The organism is Sphingobium sp. (assembly GCF_036170395.1).
Classification (GTDB): domain Bacteria; phylum Pseudomonadota; class Alphaproteobacteria; order Sphingomonadales; family Sphingomonadaceae; genus Sphingobium.
Genome location: NZ_JAVHPD010000059.1, coordinates 1 through 16,732 on the forward strand (window position 1 = coordinate 1; position 16,732 = coordinate 16,732).

The window sequence follows — 16,732 nt, forward strand, 5'->3', positions numbered from 1 at the left end:
GCTTGTCAGCCTCGGCCACCACCTCGCGCAGGATATGGATGCTCTCGGCCTCCAGTCGCTGCAAATGGGTCAGCCGCTCGCGTTCCACCATTCTTACTCCGTCATTCCTCGCCGCCTTGGTCGGCTGGCGGCCTTCCCACGCCACATATGAAACTGGCCGCCAATCGCCACATATGATTGCTAGGCATGGGTGAGTTCCAACTTTCAGCCCGTTGGCGTCGCCCCGGCCGATATGCTAGCCGCTTGGGCCGATGAGTTCCCCGCTGTCCTCCCCCGCCCCGGCCGAAGAGGCGTCCGCCCGCCGCCGTGAGATATTGGAGATCGCCGCGCGCCTCTTCGCACGCAAGGGCTATCGCGGCACCTCCATGCGCGACATCGGCGAGCAGGCGGGGGTGCTGGGCGGATCGCTCTACCATCATATCAAGTCGAAGGACGCGCTGTTCATCGAATTGCACAACGCCGCGCTCGACGCGGCGGAGGCGCGGATCGCCGCCGCCATCGACGCCGTGGCTGACCCCTGGGCGAAGCTGGAAGCGGCCTGCGCCACCCTGCTCGACATCCAGCTCGCGCCCGATTCGCTGACGACCCCGATGATGAACGACTTCCGCGAAGTGCCCGAAGCCGTCCGCGCCCAGCTCATCGCCCGTCGCGACCGGTTCGAGCGAATGTTCCGCGCGCTGGTCGATCTGCTTCCGCTGCCGCCGCAGATCGACCGCTCCATCTACCGCAACCTCCTGCTGGCGCAGCTCAACTCCGCCGCCGACTGGTATCGCCCCGGTCGCCTCACCCCCGCGCAGATCGCCGCGCAGATCGTCCTCCTCTTCCGCCACGGCTGATCGCCCCCCATATGCACGCGCATCATCGCGCCTGAAGGATTGACTCCATGTCTCACGATCCCGTCGTCATCGCCAGCTATGCCCGCACGCCCATGGGCGGCTTTCAGGGCGTGCTCTCGCCACTCAAGGCCACCGATCTCGGCGCGGCGGCGGTCAAGGCGGCGGTCGAGCGCGCCGGCGTTTCGGCGGACGCGGTCGACCGCATCTATATGGGCTGCGTCCTGCCCGCCGGCTTGGGGCAAGCCCCCGCCCGCCAAGCGGCGATCGGCGCTGGCCTCGGTCTCAATACCGAAGCGACGACCGTCAACAAGATGTGCGGATCAGGGATGCAGGCGGCGATCATGGCGCATGAGGCGCTTAGCGCCGGCGCGGCTGACATCATCGTCGCTGGCGGCATGGAGAGCATGACCAACGCCCCCTATGCCCTTCCCAAACATCGTAGCGGCGCGCGGATCGGCCATGACCGGATCATCGACACGATGATGATGGACGGGCTGGAGGACGCCTACGAACCCGGCAAGGCGATGGGCGTCTTCGCCGAGGAAGCCGTGCGCGACTATCAGTTCACCCGCGCGCAGCAGGACGCCTATGCCATCCGCTCGCTCGAACGCGCCAATGCCGCCATCGCCACCGGCGCTTTCGTCAAGGAAATCGCGCCGGTGACCGTCAGCGGCCGGGGCGGCGACACGCTGATCGACACCGACGAACAGCCCGGCAAGGCCAAGCCCGACAAGATCCCTTCGCTCAAACCCGCTTTCGCGAAGGACGGCACCATCACCGCCGCCAACGCCTCCTCCATCTCGGACGGCGCGGCGGCGCTGGTGATGACCAGGCGGAGCATCGCGGAGAAGCTCGGCCTGCCGGTCGTCGCCACCGTCGTCGCCACCGCCGCCCACGCCCATGAACCGGCCAAATTCACGACGGCCCCCGTGCCTGCGATGCGCAAGGCGCTGGCGAGGGCCGGCTGGTCGGTCGAGGATGTCGATCTGTTCGAGGTCAACGAAGCCTTCGCCGTCGTCGCCATGATCGCCGCGCGCGAACTCGGCATCCCGGGCGACAGGCTCAACGTCCATGGCGGCGCGACCGCGCTCGGCCATCCGATCGGCGCATCGGGCGCGCGCATCCTTGCAACGCTGATCGGTGCGCTGGAGGCGCGCGGCGGCAAGCGCGGCGTCGCCAGCCTCTGCATCGGCGGCGGCGAAGCGACCGCCATGGCGATCGAACTGGCATAAGGGAGGTAGCGACATGGAGATTGAAGGACTCTCCGCCATCGTCACCGGCGGCGCATCGGGCCTCGGCAAGGCAACGGCGACGATGCTCGCGGAGAAGGGCGCGAAGGTCGCCATCTTCGACCTCAACGAAGAGGCGGCGCGCACTGTGGCCGACGCCATCGGCGCTGTCGCCTTCGCCGTCAACGTCGCCGACGAGGCGAGCGTCACCGCCGCGCTCGACAGTGCCGCAGCGTTCAACGGCGTGGCCCGCATCCTCGTCAACTGCGCCGGGGTCGCGCCGGCGACCAGGACGGTGGGCAAGGAGAATGCCCCCCATCCGCTCGACAGCTTCGCGCGGACCATCTCGATCAACCTGATCGGCAGCTTCAACATGATCGCCAAGGTCGCGGCCCGCGCCGCCGCGCTCGAAGAGATGGACGGCGAGCGCGGCGTCATCGTCAACACCGCCTCGGTTGCCGCCTATGACGGGCAGATCGGCCAGGCGGCCTATGCCGCGTCCAAGGGCGGCGTGGTCGGCATGACCCTGCCCATCGCCCGCGATCTTGCCGCACACAAGATCCGCGTCATGACCATCGCGCCCGGCATTTTCCTCACCCCGATGGTGGAGGGTTTCCCGCAGCATGTGCAGGACGCGCTCGGCGCGCAGGTGCCGCATCCCAGCCGCCTCGGCAAGCCCGCCGAATATGCCCAGCTGGTCGAAAGCATCATCCGCAATCCGATGCTGAACGGGGAGGTTATCCGCCTCGACGGTGCGATCCGCATGGCCCCGCGCTGACCCGACCTGACAAAGCCGCCAGCTTTCCCGCGCCCCCCGATCGGCTAATGCCGCAGGCTGGAGCAGGACAGCAGCAGGAGGCACCATGATCGATCTCACCCGCATTCACCACAACGGCATCGTCGTCGCCGATATCGACCGGGCGGTCGCAGACTATGGCGCGGCATTGGGCCTGACCTTTGCCCCGGTGCGCGATTTCGATCCGCTCGCCTTCTGGACCCCGGAGGAGGGGCTGCGCGACCTGCGCGTGCGCGCCACCTATTCGCTTGGGCAAAGGCTGCATCTCGAACTGGTGCAGGGGGAGGGGGTGTTCTACGATACCGCCCGCGCCGAAAGCGCGCGCCATATCGGCGTCTGGGTCGACGATCTGCCCGCCGAAGCCGCGCGCCTGACGGAGGCCGGCTGGACGGTGCGCGGCGCCAATGCCGCGCCGCAGGACGGCTACGGCCTCATCGCCTATCTTGCCTCCCCTGACGGCGCGCTGCTGGTGGAACTGATCTCCACGGACTTGAAGCCCATCATCGACGGGTGGCTCGGCGAGTGATGCAGACCGAACAATGACCCGCCCATAGTTTCTTGGTCCCCGGCGAAGGCCGGGGCCCAGGAGGCAAAGCGCTGCGCGTGGGGCTCTGGACCCCGGCCTGCCTGGGATCATCTTTGCATTTAGCCATCGGCCTCGATCAGCGTTCGCCTTAATCCACACTCTGCCGGGCAATACTGGCGAGGCGGGGGAAATTCTCCGCCCGCTCGCGCGCATTGGCGGAGGAGGCCGTGCCGCGCAGCACCCGCCCCTTGATCCCGTGGAAGATTGCCGCCAGCCGGAAGAAGTTGAACGCCATGTAGAAGGGCCAGTCGCCGATCCCCGATCGCCCCGTCCGCTCGCAATAGGTGGCGATATAGTCCGCCTCCGACGGAATGCCGAGCGCCGCCAGGTCCGCGCCCGCAAGCCCCGCGACGATATCCGGCGGCATCCGGTACATCATCGCATGATAGCTGAAGTCCGCCAGCGGGTGGCCCAGCGTCGACAATTCCCAGTCCAGCACCGCCAGGATGCGCGGTTCTCGCGCATGAAAGATCATATTGTCGCAGCGGAAGTCGCCATGCACCACCGCGCTTTCATCGCCGGCCGGGATGTTCGCCGGCAGCCATTCCACCAGCCAGTCCATGTCCGGGTCGCGCCCGGCCAGATCATCCTCCAGATATTGGCGCGACCATCGGCTCACCTGCCGCGCGAAATAATTGCCCGGCTTGCCGAACCCCTCCAGCGGCGCGATATCGACGCTGTGCAGCTGCGCCATCGCCGCGTTCATCGCGTTGAAATGGGCGGCGCGCGCGGCCCGATCGACATCGGGGAAGGTCGCGTCCCAGATCACCCGCCCCTCGACCATGTCCATGACGTAGAAGGGCGTGCCGATCACGTCCTCATCCTCGCACAGTCCGTAGATGTGCGGCACCGGAAACCCCGCCGCCTCCAGCGCGGTGATGACCTGCACCTCGCGCTCGATCGCGTGCGCGCCTTTCAGGATCGGACCGGGCGGCTTGCGGCGCAGCACATAGGCCGCGCCCGGCGTCCGCAGCCGATAGGTCGGGTTGGACTGACCGCCCTTGAACTGGTCGATCGCAAGCGGCCCCGCAAAGCCCGGCACATAAGCTGCCATCCATCCGGCAAGCGCCGCTTCATCCAGCGCATAGCCCGCGCGCACAGCGGTCGTCCCGCTGTTCGCCTCCTGCGCGGTCGTCACGCCTGCGCCTTGGCGAAGTCGCGCTTGATCTTCTTGGCGAGGCTCCATTTATGCACCTCGGTCGGCCCGTCATAGATGCGGAAGGCGCGGACCTCGCGGAAAATCTGCTCGACGATCGTGTCGCCCGAAACGCCGGTGCCGCCCATCACCTGCACGCATTTGTCGGCGATCCGCATCAGCGCCTCGCTCACAGCAACCTTCGCCATGCTGCTTTCCGCCGTGCCGAGCGACCCGCTGTCGAGCACCCCGGCGCACCAGTCGATCATCAGTTCGGCCTGGCGCAGGTCTATGAGATTCTCCGCCAGCATGAAGCCCACGCCTTCATGATCCACCAGCGGCTTGCCGAAAGCATGGCGCTTGCAGGCATAGGCGGTGGCGATCTCCTGCGCTCGCATCGCCCCGCCCAGCCAGCGCATACAGTGGGACAGGCGGGCGGGCGACAGCCGCACCTGCGCATATTGAAACCCCTCCCCGCTCGCGCCCAGCATCTGGTCGGCGGGCACGCGCAGATTGTCGATCGCGACGACGGAATGGCCGCCCGGCATCGAACTGTCGATCGTGTCCAGCACCCGCTCGATACGGATCGCGGGATCGGGCAGGTCGACCAGGAACATGCAGGCGCCGTCCTGCGATTTCGCCATGACGATCCCGACCTTCGCCCCCTGCGCGCCGGTGATGAACGCCTTGCGCCCGTTGACGACCCAATGATTGCCGTCAGCCACGCACGTCGTCTGCATCATCGAGGGGTCGGACCCAGCGCCGCCCTCGGCCGCCGGCTCGGTCATGAAAAAGGCCGACCGCGCCTCCCCCGCCACCAGCGGCTTGAGGAAGCGCGCCTTCTGCTCGGGCGACCCGACCTTCCCCAGCAGATACATATTGCCCTCGTCCGGGGCCATGGTGTTGCAGGCGAGCGGCCCCAGCGGCGAGAGCCCGGACCGGATCAGCACCACCGCCGTCTCGCGCTGCGACAAATGGCTGCCGTCGGGTAATATATGCGGCGTCAGCACGCCCGCCGCGCGCGCCTGCTCGCGCATCTCCGTCAGCAGCACTTCCGGCGGACCATGGCCGTGCACCGCGATGCGCGGGTCTTTCTCATAGGGGATGATGGTTTCGCGGACGAAGGCTTCCACCTTGTCCGCGATCTCCAGCGCCCGCTCCATGCCGATCCCGCTCATGCGACCTCCAGCGCCGCCAGGGTCGAAATGCCCTCATGCAGCCGCACCACCGTCTTGCCCCGCGTCTGCCCCGACATCAGCCGGATGAAGGCATCGGGCGTGCTCTCTATCCCGGTCGCGACATTCTCCGTGGCCTTGAGCGCCCCCGACTTGATCCACGCGCCAAGCTGGCCCTGCGCCTCCTCCAGCAGGTCGAGATGCTCATAGGCCAGGAAGCCGCGCATGGTGATGCGGTTGACCAGCACCTGCCACAGGTTGCGGATCGGGTAAGGATCATTCTGGTTGTTATAGTTGGCGACCATGCCGCACACCACGATGCGCCCGAAATCGGCCATGCTCATGAGCATCGTGGCGAGGATGCGCCCGCCCACATTGTCGAAATAAATGTCCGCGCCCTTGCCGCCACATGCCTCCCGCACCGCCGCCGCCAGGTCATCGGCGGTCCTGTAGTCGACCGCCGCGTCGTAACGCAGGTCGCCCGTCACCTCGGCGACCTTTTCGGTCGACGCGATCCCCACTGCGCGACAACCCGACAGCCGCGCGACCTGCCCCGCGACGCTGCCCACCGCGCCAGCGGCGGCGCTGACGACGACCGTGTCGCCCGCCTTCATCTCGCCGATGCGCTTCAGCCCCACATAAGCCGTGATCCCCGACCAGCCGAGCGCGCCCATATAGGCGGTGAGCGGCACGCGGGGGTCGATCTTCACATTCTCGCAGGCGAAATTGTCGGCGGCGATGATGCTCTGCTCCTCCCAGCCGATGAAGCCCCGCGCATAATCGCCGACCCTGAAAGCGGGGTTGCGCGATTCGGTCACCTCGCCCAGCACCATGGTGGGGATGAGGCCGCCCAGCGGCACGCTCGGCAGATAGGTGCCGTCGCCTTCGTCAAGCAGGCCCCGGATCGCCGGGTCGATCGCGAAGACGAGGTTGCGGGTGCGTACCTCTCCCTCGGCCAGCGGCCGGACCTCTTCCTCGACCAAAGTGAAATTGGCGGGCACCGGCACGCCATGGGGGCGCGAGGCCAGAATGATGCGGCGGTTTTTCATGGGATCTTCCTGCGCGAATAGGGTCAAAGGACGGGCGGCTGTGCGTTCGCGTCGCCTGCGATCAGATAGTCGACATATTTGTGGAAATATTGGTTGCCGCGCTCATTCTTGCCGAAAATCACCGACCTGAGCGCGCCCGACGCCAGCCCCTTCTGCACCTGCAATCCCACGCCATAATCCTCGCGGTCCACGACATCGCTCAGCCAGTCCATCATCCCCTCGATCGCAGCGGCATCCTCCGCGTCGCGCGGCGGGTCGCGCCGGATGAACATCAGGTTGGTGGTGTTGCGGTCGGGCGTCGGGCCGGGGATGAGCTGCGCCACCTGCGTGATTTCCGGCGCGAAGAAGATCGAGACGTTGGGAAAGATCGTCCGCACGAAATCATAGCCGCAATTTTCGATATGCCCCCAGCGCTCGCGCGGCGCGGCGCTCAGCTTCTCCCTGATCGACACCTGCGGATAGCCGACCCGCATATGGGGGCCGAAGGCGGTGAAGTGCATGATGTTGGAGAAGGTGCGCGGGTGGATCGTCTCCGGGTGCGCGGCCGCAAAATGATAGCCTTCCAGATAGCCGTCATAGGCGATCTTCCAGTTCGCGCCATGGATGCGCCGCGACCCGCAATAATGCCAGTTCGCCAGATCATAGGCGTTGAGGTCGTCCAGCATCCCGCCCAGATGTCTCTCAATGTCCATGTCCGCGTCCTGCGACAGGCTGACCCAGATGATCCCGCCGGCCTCGACACAGGGCAGGGTGGTGAGGCCCCGTTCCTCCTTGCACACCGGGCCGAACTTGCCCGGCTCGGCGACGCCGATCAGCTTGCCGTCATTGGCGAAGGTCCAGGCATGATAGGGGCAGGAAAAGCGCTTCTTGTTGCCATGCCCCTCGGGCGTCAGGATCATGCCCCTATGGGTGCAGACATTCAGCATCGCCGCGACGCTGCCGTCGGTGCGGCGCGTGATGAGCACGGGCTTGCCCATCAGGTCCATCGCCTTGTAATCGCCGGGGTTGGGCATCTCGGCGGTCAGCGCGGCGAGCAGCGGGAGGCGGTGGAAGATCGTCGCCATCTCCCGCTCGAAATGGGCGACGTCGGTATAGGCGGACGCCGGCACCTCCATCGGCGCGTCGGCGCTATCTGTGGTGCCGGTCTCGACATAGTCGAGCATCTTGGCGGCTTCGTCGCCGATCGTCTCATGATAGCCCATATGCACCTCTGCCCTGACCTGCTTTGACGGGCAGGCTATCGCCCTGCGCGGGCCGGCGGAACTCTGGACAGTCATAGGTGCGCCGATTTTTCTGTGAATATGGCTAGTTTGCCCCGGCCGCACTCGCGCCTAGCTTCGCGCCTGAACGAACGGACGGAGAGGCGGATATGATCGACCTATCGGGCAAGGTGGCGCTGGTGACGGGGGCGGCGTCGGCCGGCGGCTTGGGCTTTGCGGCGGCTAGCATCATGGCGGCGCAGGGGGCCAGCCTCTTCCTCACCGACCTCGACGGCGCGGCGGTGGAGGCGCGCGCCGCCGATCTGCGCGCCGCCGGGCACAAGGCCGCCGCCATGGCGCAGGACGTGACCGACGAAGCCCAGTGGGACGCGGTGCGCGACGCGGTGCTCGCGCAGTTCGGTCGCATCGACATCCTCGTCAACAATGCCGGCATCGCCGTGCTGCGCCATATGAACGAAATCAGCGCCGCCGAATGGCGCCGCCAGATTTCAGTCAATCTCGACAGCGTGTTCCTCGGCACGCGCATGGCCATGGCGCAGATGCGCGCGCAGGGCGGCGGCGGCTCGATCATCAACCTCTCCTCGGTCGCCGGCCTCATCGGCCTGCCCGGCTGCGGCGCCTATGGCGCGTCGAAGGGCGGCGTGCGCCTCTTCACCAAGAGCGTCGCATTGGAAGTCGCGGCGGAGAATATCCGCATCAATTCGATCCACCCCGGCATGATTATGACCGACATGCAGAAGGTCGCGATCGCGGATAACAAGGACGTTTATGACCATCTGGTCTCCGTCATCCCGATGGGCCGGCTGGGCGAACCGGAGGACATCGGCAACATGGTCGCCTTCCTCGCCTCGGACGAAGCGCGCTACATCACCGGCGCCGAATTCACCGTCGATGGCGGCATGGTCGCGCAATGAACCGCTGACGGCAGACCTGATGCAATCTATAGGTCATTCGACCAGGGAACGCGCCTAGCATGGCGCGTCACAGGAGAGAGAAAGACATGGCCGAGAGCGATCCGCGCATCAAAGGCGAACCCCTGGCCCGCTGCCCCGGCCCGTCGGTGCGCGATCTCATGGCGGCGGACACCAACCCGGTGCCCGAATTTCTCTATGAGGACGAATATGAGAATCTGGGGTCGGAGCCGATCCCCGCCAGCCGCTACACCGATCCCGCCTTCTTCGCGCTGGAGCAGGAGAAGATGTGGCCGCGCATCTGGCAGTTCGCCGCGCGCGAGGAGGAACTGCCCGAACCCGGCGACCATGTCGTCTATGACAATGCGGGCAAGAGCTTCCTGCTCGTCCGTCAGGAGGACGGGTCGATCAAGGGCTTCTACAATGTCTGCCTGCACCGCGGCCGGCAGCTCAAGACCCAGGATGGCTGGTCGGCGCAGCTGCAATGCCCGTTCCACGGCTTCACCTGGAATAATGACGGCACCGTCAAGACCATCCCCTGCCGCTGGGATTTCGCTCATCTCAAGGACGAGGGGATGCACCTTGTCGAGGTGAGCGTCGGCCGCTGGGGCGGCTATGTCTTCCTGCGCGAGGCGAAGGACGGCCCGACCCTCGAAGAATTTCTCGCCCCCATGCCGGAGCATTTCAAGCGCTGGCGCCATGAGGAGTGCGCCACCGCCATCTGGGTGGGGAAGGTCTGCAAAGCCAACTGGAAAGTGGTGATGGAGGCTTTCATGGAAAGCTGGCACACCGTCGTCACCCACCCGCAGCTCTTGCCCTTCACCGGCGACGCCAATTCGATGTACAACATCTATGGCGACCATGTGAATTTGACGGTGACGCCCTTCGGCACCATGTCGCCGCACATTGATCCCGCCGGCAAGTCGCAGCAGTGGATCGTCGACGAATTCGTCAAATATAATGGCCGCTCGTCCGACAATTATGAGGGCGAGGCAGCGCCCGAGGGCGGCTATAACGTCAAGGTGCCCGAAGGAAAGACCGCGCGCGAGGCGCTGGGCGAAAGCCTGCGCGCCACCACCACCAAGATGTTCGGCCATGATGTCAGCTTCGCGTCGGACGCGGAAATGATGGACGCGATCCTCTACAATGTCTTTCCCAACTGGTCGCCCTGGGGCGGCTTCCAGCCCAATATCGTCTATCGCTGGCGGCCCTGGCATGATGTCGACCATTGCCTGATGGAAGTCCGCATCATCACCCGCGTGCCGCCGGGCGAAACCCCGCCGCGCGCGCCCAAGATGAAATTCCTGTCGGTCGATCAGAAATGGACCGAAGCGCCCGAACTCGGCATATTGGGCGACGTGTTCGAACAGGATATGGAAAATCTGCCCTTCGTTCAGATCGGCCTCAAATCCAGCCCCAACAACCGGGTCGAGCTGGCGAATTATCAGGAAATCCAGCTCCGCCAGTTCCAGAACACGCTGATGAAATATGTGAACGGCCAGCTTTGAGCCGAGGCGGTTGGGGCGGGGATCAGTCCCGCCCCGACGTCCCCGTCGCCCAGTCCCGCGTCTGCGAGAAATCCGCCCCGCGCGGCCCGGCCAGATGGATCGTCACCTGCTCGCGCAGGATCGCATCGGTCGCGGGATCGTGCCGCGCCCAATCGATCAGCTCGCGCCGCCGCTGGATCGCCCAGCGCTCGTCCCGGCAGGCATAATCGTCGACATAGCGGCCCGCCATCAGCAGGTCTTTCTCAGTGCCGTCTTCGTCCCGCGTGCGGTGCCAGGCGAAGAAATAGACCTCGCCCCGCGCCGTCCCCGCGTCGATGTCGACCTCCAGGTCGATCTGCCCGATGATATGCTGGCTGCCGTGCAGGTCGGCCAGGAACCCTTGTGCGAAGTCGGTATAGGCTTCCGGCCCGCCGCGCAGCAGCCCGCAATCGACATCGGCGTCGGCGTGGAAGGCGGACAGTTGCAGGTCGCGGTCCAGCCGGTCCTGCCCGCGCATATAGGCGTGGACCGCCTTCACGATCTCCCGTCGCGCCACCAGGTCGCGCACCTCCCGTTCCATGTCCATGGCCATCCTCTCCCGTCGATCGATCACCCCTTTTGTCCCGCGCCCCGCGCGCCCGACCCACTATGACAAATGACAGGCAGGCCGCCTTGCGCGCCCGACCTGCGCCTTTTGCCAGTAGGCCCCGGCCCTGCCGCAACGGCATGTCGAACCCCGCAACCGGGCGACATGGACAGCGCGCCCCATAAGCCATGAACCGGCCACGCGCCGAAGGGAGACATCGGATGACCCGGAACACAGCCAAGCATCATCTGCTCATCGGCATCGCGGCGGGCGCGGCCGCCTGGGCCATGCCCGCGCTCGCGCAGGAGGCTGCGCCGCAGGCCGCCGCCGATCAGGCAAGCGCCGGCGGCCTGCAGGACATCGTCGTCACTGCGCGCAAGCGGCAGGAAAGCGTGCAGGACGTGCCCGTCGCCGTCACCGCCATCTCCGCCGAACTGGTCCAGCGCCAGGATCTGACCTCGATCGAAAAGATCGCCGCCCGCACCCCCAACCTCAATGTCGGCCGCGCCTCCAACGGCTCGGGCGCGCAGCTCACCCTGCGCGGCATCGGCTCCTCCTCGACCTCGATCGGCATCGAGCAGTCGGTCGCGGTGGTCGTCGATGGCGTCTATTACGGGCAGGGCCGCATCATCAACGAAGGTTTCTTCGACCTCGCCCGCGTCGAGATATTGAAAGGCCCGCAGGCGCTCTTCTTCGGCAAGAATGCGACCGCCGGCGTCATTTCGCTGACCAGCGCCGATCCGACCTCCACCCCCGAATTCAAGGCCCGCGCCGGCTATGAGTTCAAGGCGGAGCAGGCGCAGCTCGAACTGGTCGGCTCCGGCCCGCTCACCGATACGCTCGGCGTCCGTGTGGCGGTGCGCGCCTCCAAAATGTGGGGCGGCTATTATCGCAACGTCGCTGCGCCCTTCAACTATGGCACGTTCGACGTCGCCACCGGCGCGGTCGGCTCCGCCGTCGCCAATCCCGCGCCGACGAAGCAGCCCGGAGAGCGCGAACTGCTCGGCCGCATCACCTTGAAATGGGAGCCGACCGACCGGCTGACGGCGACGCTGAAAGCATCGGGCACCTATAACAAGACCAACAATAATAGCTGGAACTATGTCGCCTATAATTGCCCTAATGGCGGCGCCAGCCAGCTGACCGGCTATCGCTGCGAACGCGATTTCGTGACGCACCAGAACCGCGTGCCCGCCGCCTTCGCCGGACCGACCCCCTATATCAACGACGATGGCGACCTTTATAATCGCTACAAAAGTTGGGCCGTCACCGCGAACATCAATTATGAGCTGGACGATGTCACGCTGACATCGGTCACCAACTATAACTGGAACAACAACCAGTGGGCCTGCGCCTGCGACTTCCAGTCCAGCCCGGCGTCCAACTGGGCCTCGGAAAATTCCACCTTCCACGCTTTCTCGTCGGAATTCCGCGCGCTCACCACCTTCGACAGCCCGATCAATCTGATGGTGGGCGGTCTTTACCAGAAGACGAAGCGCGACTTCGACCAGTTCATCATCCTCGCCGGCCTCGTCAACAGCGCCGCCGCCCCCGAGAACCAGTATCTCGCCACCCGCAAGACCAGCTTCACCGATGGCGAGACCATCGCCTTGTTCGGCCAGGCGACATGGAAGATCGTGCCGACGCTCGAACTGGCGGCCGGCGTGCGCTACACCCATGAAACCAAGGACAGCTATTTCACCCAGCCCTATAATAATCCGGGGGTGACCGCGATCTTCCGGCCGCAGGACGATCCCGACGGGCTTGGCGTCGTGACCGCCGACCAGACCTTCAACAACTGGTCGCCCGAAGTCTCGCTCACCTGGAAACCGACCAGCGGCATCCTCGTCTATGGCGCCTACAAGACTGCCTATAAATCGGGCGGCTTCTCCAATGGCGGCATCAACTCCAAATTATCGACCAACCCCTTCGCCGATCTCACCTTCGATCCCGAGCGCGCAGCCGGCTTCGAGGGCGGCATCAAGACGACGCTCGCCGACAACCAGCTGCGCCTCAACCTCGGCGTCTATTCCTATCTCTACAAGGATCTTCAGGTCGATTTCTTCAACTCGCCCATCTTCGCCTTCCAGACGCTGACCGCCGACGCCCGGACCAAGGGCGTGGAGCTGGAATTTGAATATGCGCCGCGCAATGTGGACGGGCTGAACCTCCATGGCTCGATCAATTACAACCGGGCGCGCTACACGGATTTCCCGCAGGCGCCCTGCTATGCCGGGCAGAGCGTTGCCGAAGGGTGCAGCATCGTGCTGCCGGGCGGCGGCGTCCGCCAGGATCTCGGCGGCAAGCCGCTGTCGGTCGCGCCGCGCTGGACCGGCACGATCGGCGCATCCTATGACAGCAGCATGGGCAATGGCCTCAAGATCGGCCTCAACGCCGACCTGCGCTATTCCTCCTCCTATCTCGCTTCGGGCTTCGGCAACCCGGATTCCCGCCAGAGCCGCTATGCGACGCTCGACGCCGGCATCCGCATCGGGTCGGAGGATGATCGTTGGGAATTCGCGGTCATCGGCAAGAATCTCACCAACCGCTTCTATGTGACCGGCGTGGTCGATGGTCCGTCGACCGGCGGCGCGTCGGGCGGCGCGGTGCCCGCCCATGCCGATCAGCTCGGCTTCGGCACGCTGCCGCGCACCGTCATGGCGCAGGTCACGACCCGCTTCTGATCCCCGCCCGTCGGGTCGCAGGCAAGGGCGCCGCTCCGGTTTCTCCCCGGAACGGCGCCCTTCTTGTCTACAGGCTCGCCCAATGGGCATGGACCGCATCGGCCGCACCCCATCCGCCCCGGTTGCGCCCGGCCTCGTACATGGCGTCCAGCGGCGCGCCGGCCGGCTGCGCCATCGTCCAGTCGGCGACGAAGGTCCGCTCGGCGATCTTCCACACGCCCCCGCGCCTTTCATAACGGTCGAGATAGCGCCCGCCGGTCAGCACATCCTGCCCGCCCGCCCGCACCTGCGCGATCACATAATGTTCGCCCACCGCCCGGTCGCCCTTCACCTCGACCCACTCATTCGCGACCGCGTGGAAGCAATGCTCCATCGCGCTCCGGCAATAGGCGGTGATCGTCTCGGCAAAGTCGGCCGCGCCGGTGCGGCCCATCCCTGCGTCCATCACCCCATCCTCCCAGAAGATCGAGGCGAGCAGCGCAGGGTCCGCCCGGTCCACCCCCCGGCAATAGGCCATCACCAGGTCGTGGATCGCCGCCCGCGCGGCGAGCCTCTCCAGCAGGTCGGCATTATCGGTCATGGCGGATCTCCGATGGCGTAGAAACAAGGAGGCCGGGGCATGGCATGCCCCGGCCGCAGGTGAGGAGTCTCCAACAGGGGAGGAGCGGTCAGAATTTGACCCCCAAGGTCGCCCCATAGGTGCGCGGCTCGCGGGCGGTGCCGAAGGACCAGAGCCCGCCCACGGTGAAGCCATGCGTCGGCCCCCTGTCGTTGGCGAGGTTGCGGCCGAAAATCGTCAGCTTGGCTTCCGCCCCGCCCAAGGTGAAGTTGGTCGACAGGCTCGCATCCACCAGCCCTTGCTTGTCGGTGCGCACGCGCGGATCGTTGCCGTTGACGATGATCGGCCCGTTCGTCAGATCGCCGGTGATCGGCCCCAGCGAAATCTGCTGGTCGTACCGCCCGATATAGCGATAGGTCACATTGGCGATGACCTCGCCGAAGCTGGTGGGAACGGTGTAGTCCGCCGCCAGCGACGCCGTCATGTCGGGGTTGTAGATCAGGTCGTTGCGCGAATAGTCATAGGGCACGACCGCACCCGACACCGGCGAAATGCCGCCGACGATGAAGTCCTTGAACTTGGAATCGAGCAGGCCCATCGATCCGGTGATCGTCAATTGCGTGGTCGGCTTGGCGGTGAAGTCGAATTCCAGCCCCTTGATCTTGGCCGAACCGACGTTCGACGTGATCGTCTCGTTGCCGGTGGCGCAGCTCGGGCAATTGAGCGTGTTGTTCTGCTGGAGATTCTTATATTTGGAATAGAAGGCCGCGACGTTGAACTGCAATTTGCGGTCGAACAGCTCCAGCTTGCTGCCGACCTCGAAACTGTCGACCACTTCCGGGCGATAGGACTGGCTGGCGCTCGCCGCCGTGCCCGCGCGCGGCGAGAAACCGCCCGAGCGGAAGCCCTGCGACCAACTCGCATAGATCATCGTCTCGTTGTTCGGGCGGAAATCGACGCCGACCTTGGGCGTGAACTTCTTGAACGAGTCCGATCCCGCGCCGATCAGATTGCCGCCGAAGCTGTTGTCGAGCGACTTCTTGTCCCGCGTGAAGCGCCCGCCGAAGGACAGCCGCCAGCGGTCGGCGAACGCCCAGTTGAAGTCGCCGAACGCCGCGATCGACCGGGTCTTGCCGTTGACCGTCTGGGGATTGGTGTCGAAATCGAGCGGGTCGATCGTCGGCGAGAAAGCGAACACGCGGCTATATTGCGCCAGACTATAGTCCGACTTGAAATAATAGAGCCCGACCACATAGTCGAAACTGTCGGAGAGCTTGCCGGCGACGCGGAACTCTTGGCTCCACTGCTCATAATCCTGCAAGCGGCGGACATAATAGAGGTCGGTGGACGAAGCGTCGAAATCCTGCGTCTGATTCTCCTTCGACTTGCGCCAGCCGGTGATCGAGGTCAGCGTCACGTCGCCGGCGTCATAATTCATCTCCAGCGTCGCGGACGGCGCGGAATAGCGGCCGACATTGGCCTGCCCGAACACGGTGTAGAGATCGGTCGTGCTGTTGCGGTTGCACTGTTCCGCCGGAATGAGGCCGCAGAATACTTCGCCGGTGCGGGTCAGGTTGGACACGACCGGGTCATATTTCTGCACCTGCTTCTCGACGGTCAAGATGCCCTCGAAGCCGCTGCCCTCCGGCGCGACGCGCAGCGCGCCGCCGAAATTCTCATTGTTGGAAAAGCCGCGCCGGCTGCCATCCTGCGCCTGCCTGTACCAGCCGTCGCTCTCATTGTGGAAATAGAAGCCCTTGACGCCGATGCTGCCGTCGCTCGACAGCGGCGCGTTGACGACCGCGCGGGTCGCCAGCGTGTTGAACCGGCCATAGGAGACCTCGACCTTGCCGCCAAACTCGCCGGTCGGCTTCGATCGGCGGATGTTGATGACGCCGCCGATCGTGTTGCGCCCGAACAAGGTGCCCTGCGGCCCGCGCAGCACTTCGATCTGCTCGATATCGAAAAAGTCGAAGAATTGCCCCGTGCTGGTGCCGATGAACACGCCGTCGACCACGACGCCGACGGTCGGCTCGGCCGATTTCTCGACGTCGGCATAAGTGAGGCCGCGGATCGCGAGGTTGGCGGCGGCCGCGCCCGAATTCTGGTTGGTGATGAGCAGGTTGGGCGCGGAACCGGTCAGGTCGCCGATATTCACCGCCGCCTTGTTTTCCAGCATCGCGGCATTGACGGCGGTGACGGCGACCGGCGTATCCTGTAACCGTTCCTCGCGGCGGCGGGCAGTGACGATGATCTCGCCCGCCCCAACCGGCTCGGCGGCGGCCTGCGGCGCGCTCTCCTGCGCATATGCCGGCACCGCGCCGATCAGCGCGAAGCCCGACGACAAGATGGTAGTGGCGAACGCAATGCTCCTGTTCATGACAGCTCTCCCCTCAACGCCTGGCGCTCTTCCCGTGACGCCGTTGCATGACTGCGCCAGTCTGCGCGAAACGCGGCCTTTCTCTGCCTGTGACTTTAG

14 protein-coding genes are annotated in these 16,732 nt (G+C 65.5%); 7 read left to right on the forward strand and 7 right to left on the reverse strand.

Annotated features, from left to right (window positions below):
• The first annotated feature begins 251 nt into the window (after positions 1-251).
• The 4 genes from V2B31_RS14915 to V2B31_RS14930 all read left to right on the forward strand — a co-directional run bounded on the left by V2B31_RS14915 (position 252) and on the right by V2B31_RS14930 (position 3,387).
• Positions 252-836: a TetR/AcrR family transcriptional regulator gene (locus tag V2B31_RS14915; protein ID WP_328279881.1), complete on the forward strand. Its 585-nt coding sequence runs from the start codon at positions 252-254 to the stop codon at positions 834-836.
• A 47-nt stretch (positions 837-883) separates the two neighbouring features.
• Positions 884-2,068: an acetyl-CoA C-acyltransferase gene (locus tag V2B31_RS14920; RefSeq protein WP_328279883.1), complete on the forward strand. Its 1,185-nt coding sequence runs from the start codon at positions 884-886 to the stop codon at positions 2,066-2,068.
• Positions 2,069-2,081: 13 nt separating this feature from the next.
• Positions 2,082-2,843 carry an SDR family NAD(P)-dependent oxidoreductase gene (locus tag V2B31_RS14925; protein WP_328279885.1) on the forward strand — a complete coding sequence of 254 codons (762 nt, stop codon included), beginning with the start codon at positions 2,082-2,084 and terminating at the stop codon, positions 2,841-2,843.
• A gap of 85 nt (positions 2,844-2,928) precedes the next feature.
• Entirely contained in the window at positions 2,929-3,387 is a 459-nt protein-coding gene (locus V2B31_RS14930; protein ID WP_328279887.1) for a VOC family protein, read from the forward strand.
• A gap of 148 nt (positions 3,388-3,535) precedes the next feature.
• On the opposite strand, the gene V2B31_RS14935 is transcribed toward V2B31_RS14930, so the two are convergent.
• From V2B31_RS14935 to V2B31_RS14950, 4 genes are read right to left on the reverse strand one after another with little or no spacing between them, the layout of a single operon-like run.
• Complete coding sequence (locus tag V2B31_RS14935) at positions 3,536-4,633, reverse strand: phosphotransferase family protein (protein ID WP_422247930.1); 1,098 nt, start codon at positions 4,631-4,633, stop codon at positions 3,536-3,538.
• Positions 4,582-5,760 (reverse strand): acyl-CoA dehydrogenase family protein, encoded by a 1,179-nt coding sequence (locus V2B31_RS14940; protein ID WP_328279891.1) that lies wholly within the window; start codon positions 5,758-5,760, stop codon positions 4,582-4,584. Before V2B31_RS14940 ends, V2B31_RS14935 begins: the two co-directional genes overlap by 52 nt.
• Positions 5,757-6,806 carry an NADP-dependent oxidoreductase gene (locus tag V2B31_RS14945; protein ID WP_328279893.1) on the reverse strand — a complete coding sequence of 350 codons (1,050 nt, stop codon included), beginning with the start codon at positions 6,804-6,806 and terminating at the stop codon, positions 5,757-5,759. The genes V2B31_RS14940 and V2B31_RS14945 overlap by 4 nt, the downstream gene beginning before the upstream one ends.
• Positions 6,807-6,829: 23 nt before the next feature.
• Positions 6,830-8,083, reverse strand: a complete 1,254-nt coding sequence (locus tag V2B31_RS14950) for an aromatic ring-hydroxylating oxygenase subunit alpha (protein WP_328279895.1) — start codon at positions 8,081-8,083, stop codon at positions 6,830-6,832.
• 92 nt (positions 8,084-8,175) lie between these two features.
• Between V2B31_RS14950 and V2B31_RS14955 the strand changes: the two genes are divergently transcribed.
• Complete coding sequence (locus V2B31_RS14955; RefSeq protein ID WP_328279897.1) at positions 8,176-8,940, forward strand: SDR family NAD(P)-dependent oxidoreductase; 765 nt, start codon at positions 8,176-8,178, stop codon at positions 8,938-8,940.
• A gap of 86 nt (positions 8,941-9,026) precedes the next feature.
• Positions 9,027-10,445 (forward strand): aromatic ring-hydroxylating oxygenase subunit alpha, encoded by a 1,419-nt coding sequence (locus tag V2B31_RS14960; RefSeq protein WP_328279899.1) that lies wholly within the window; start codon positions 9,027-9,029, stop codon positions 10,443-10,445.
• Positions 10,446-10,467: 22 nt separating this feature from the next.
• Here the strand turns inward: V2B31_RS14960 and V2B31_RS14965 are convergent, their stop codons facing one another.
• A complete protein-coding gene (locus V2B31_RS14965; RefSeq protein WP_328279900.1) occupies positions 10,468-11,010 on the reverse strand; it encodes a nuclear transport factor 2 family protein in 543 nt (180 codons plus the stop codon).
• A 221-nt stretch (positions 11,011-11,231) separates the two neighbouring features.
• On the opposite strand from V2B31_RS14965, the gene V2B31_RS14970 reads away from it, so the two are divergent.
• Positions 11,232-13,694, forward strand: coding sequence for a TonB-dependent receptor (locus V2B31_RS14970; RefSeq protein WP_328279902.1), 2,463 nt, complete (start codon positions 11,232-11,234; stop codon positions 13,692-13,694).
• 67 nt (positions 13,695-13,761) lie between these two features.
• On the opposite strand, the gene V2B31_RS14975 is transcribed toward V2B31_RS14970, so the two are convergent.
• Positions 13,762-14,274, reverse strand: coding sequence for a nuclear transport factor 2 family protein (locus tag V2B31_RS14975; protein WP_328279904.1), 513 nt, complete (start codon positions 14,272-14,274; stop codon positions 13,762-13,764).
• A gap of 88 nt (positions 14,275-14,362) precedes the next feature.
• Positions 14,363-16,633 (reverse strand): TonB-dependent receptor, encoded by a 2,271-nt coding sequence (locus V2B31_RS14980; RefSeq protein WP_328279906.1) that lies wholly within the window; start codon positions 16,631-16,633, stop codon positions 14,363-14,365.
• Positions 16,634-16,732 lie beyond the last annotated feature (99 nt).

What these genes read in the sequence shown, in the direction of transcription:
- V2B31_RS14915 (WP_328279881.1), top strand. Translation starts at nt 252, where the DNA reads ATGAGTTCCCCGCTGTCCTCCCCCGCCCCGGCCGAAGAGGCGTCCGCC.
- V2B31_RS14920 (WP_328279883.1), top strand. Translation starts at nt 884, where the DNA reads ATGTCTCACGATCCCGTCGTCATCGCCAGCTATGCCCGCACGCCCATG.
- V2B31_RS14925 (WP_328279885.1), top strand. Translation starts at nt 2,082, where the DNA reads ATGGAGATTGAAGGACTCTCCGCCATCGTCACCGGCGGCGCATCGGGC.
- V2B31_RS14930 (WP_328279887.1), top strand. Translation starts at nt 2,929, where the DNA reads ATGATCGATCTCACCCGCATTCACCACAACGGCATCGTCGTCGCCGAT.
- V2B31_RS14935 (WP_422247930.1), bottom strand. Translation starts at nt 4,633, where the DNA reads ATGGAGCCTCGCCAAGAAGATCAAGCGCGACTTCGCCAAGGCGCAGGC.
- V2B31_RS14940 (WP_328279891.1), bottom strand. Translation starts at nt 5,760, where the DNA reads ATGAGCGGGATCGGCATGGAGCGGGCGCTGGAGATCGCGGACAAGGTG.
- V2B31_RS14945 (WP_328279893.1), bottom strand. Translation starts at nt 6,806, where the DNA reads ATGAAAAACCGCCGCATCATTCTGGCCTCGCGCCCCCATGGCGTGCCG.
- V2B31_RS14950 (WP_328279895.1), bottom strand. Translation starts at nt 8,083, where the DNA reads ATGACTGTCCAGAGTTCCGCCGGCCCGCGCAGGGCGATAGCCTGCCCG.
- V2B31_RS14955 (WP_328279897.1), top strand. Translation starts at nt 8,176, where the DNA reads ATGATCGACCTATCGGGCAAGGTGGCGCTGGTGACGGGGGCGGCGTCG.
- V2B31_RS14960 (WP_328279899.1), top strand. Translation starts at nt 9,027, where the DNA reads ATGGCCGAGAGCGATCCGCGCATCAAAGGCGAACCCCTGGCCCGCTGC.
- V2B31_RS14965 (WP_328279900.1), bottom strand. Translation starts at nt 11,010, where the DNA reads ATGGACATGGAACGGGAGGTGCGCGACCTGGTGGCGCGACGGGAGATC.
- V2B31_RS14970 (WP_328279902.1), top strand. Translation starts at nt 11,232, where the DNA reads ATGACCCGGAACACAGCCAAGCATCATCTGCTCATCGGCATCGCGGCG.
- V2B31_RS14975 (WP_328279904.1), bottom strand. Translation starts at nt 14,274, where the DNA reads ATGACCGATAATGCCGACCTGCTGGAGAGGCTCGCCGCGCGGGCGGCG.
- V2B31_RS14980 (WP_328279906.1), bottom strand. Translation starts at nt 16,633, where the DNA reads ATGAACAGGAGCATTGCGTTCGCCACTACCATCTTGTCGTCGGGCTTC.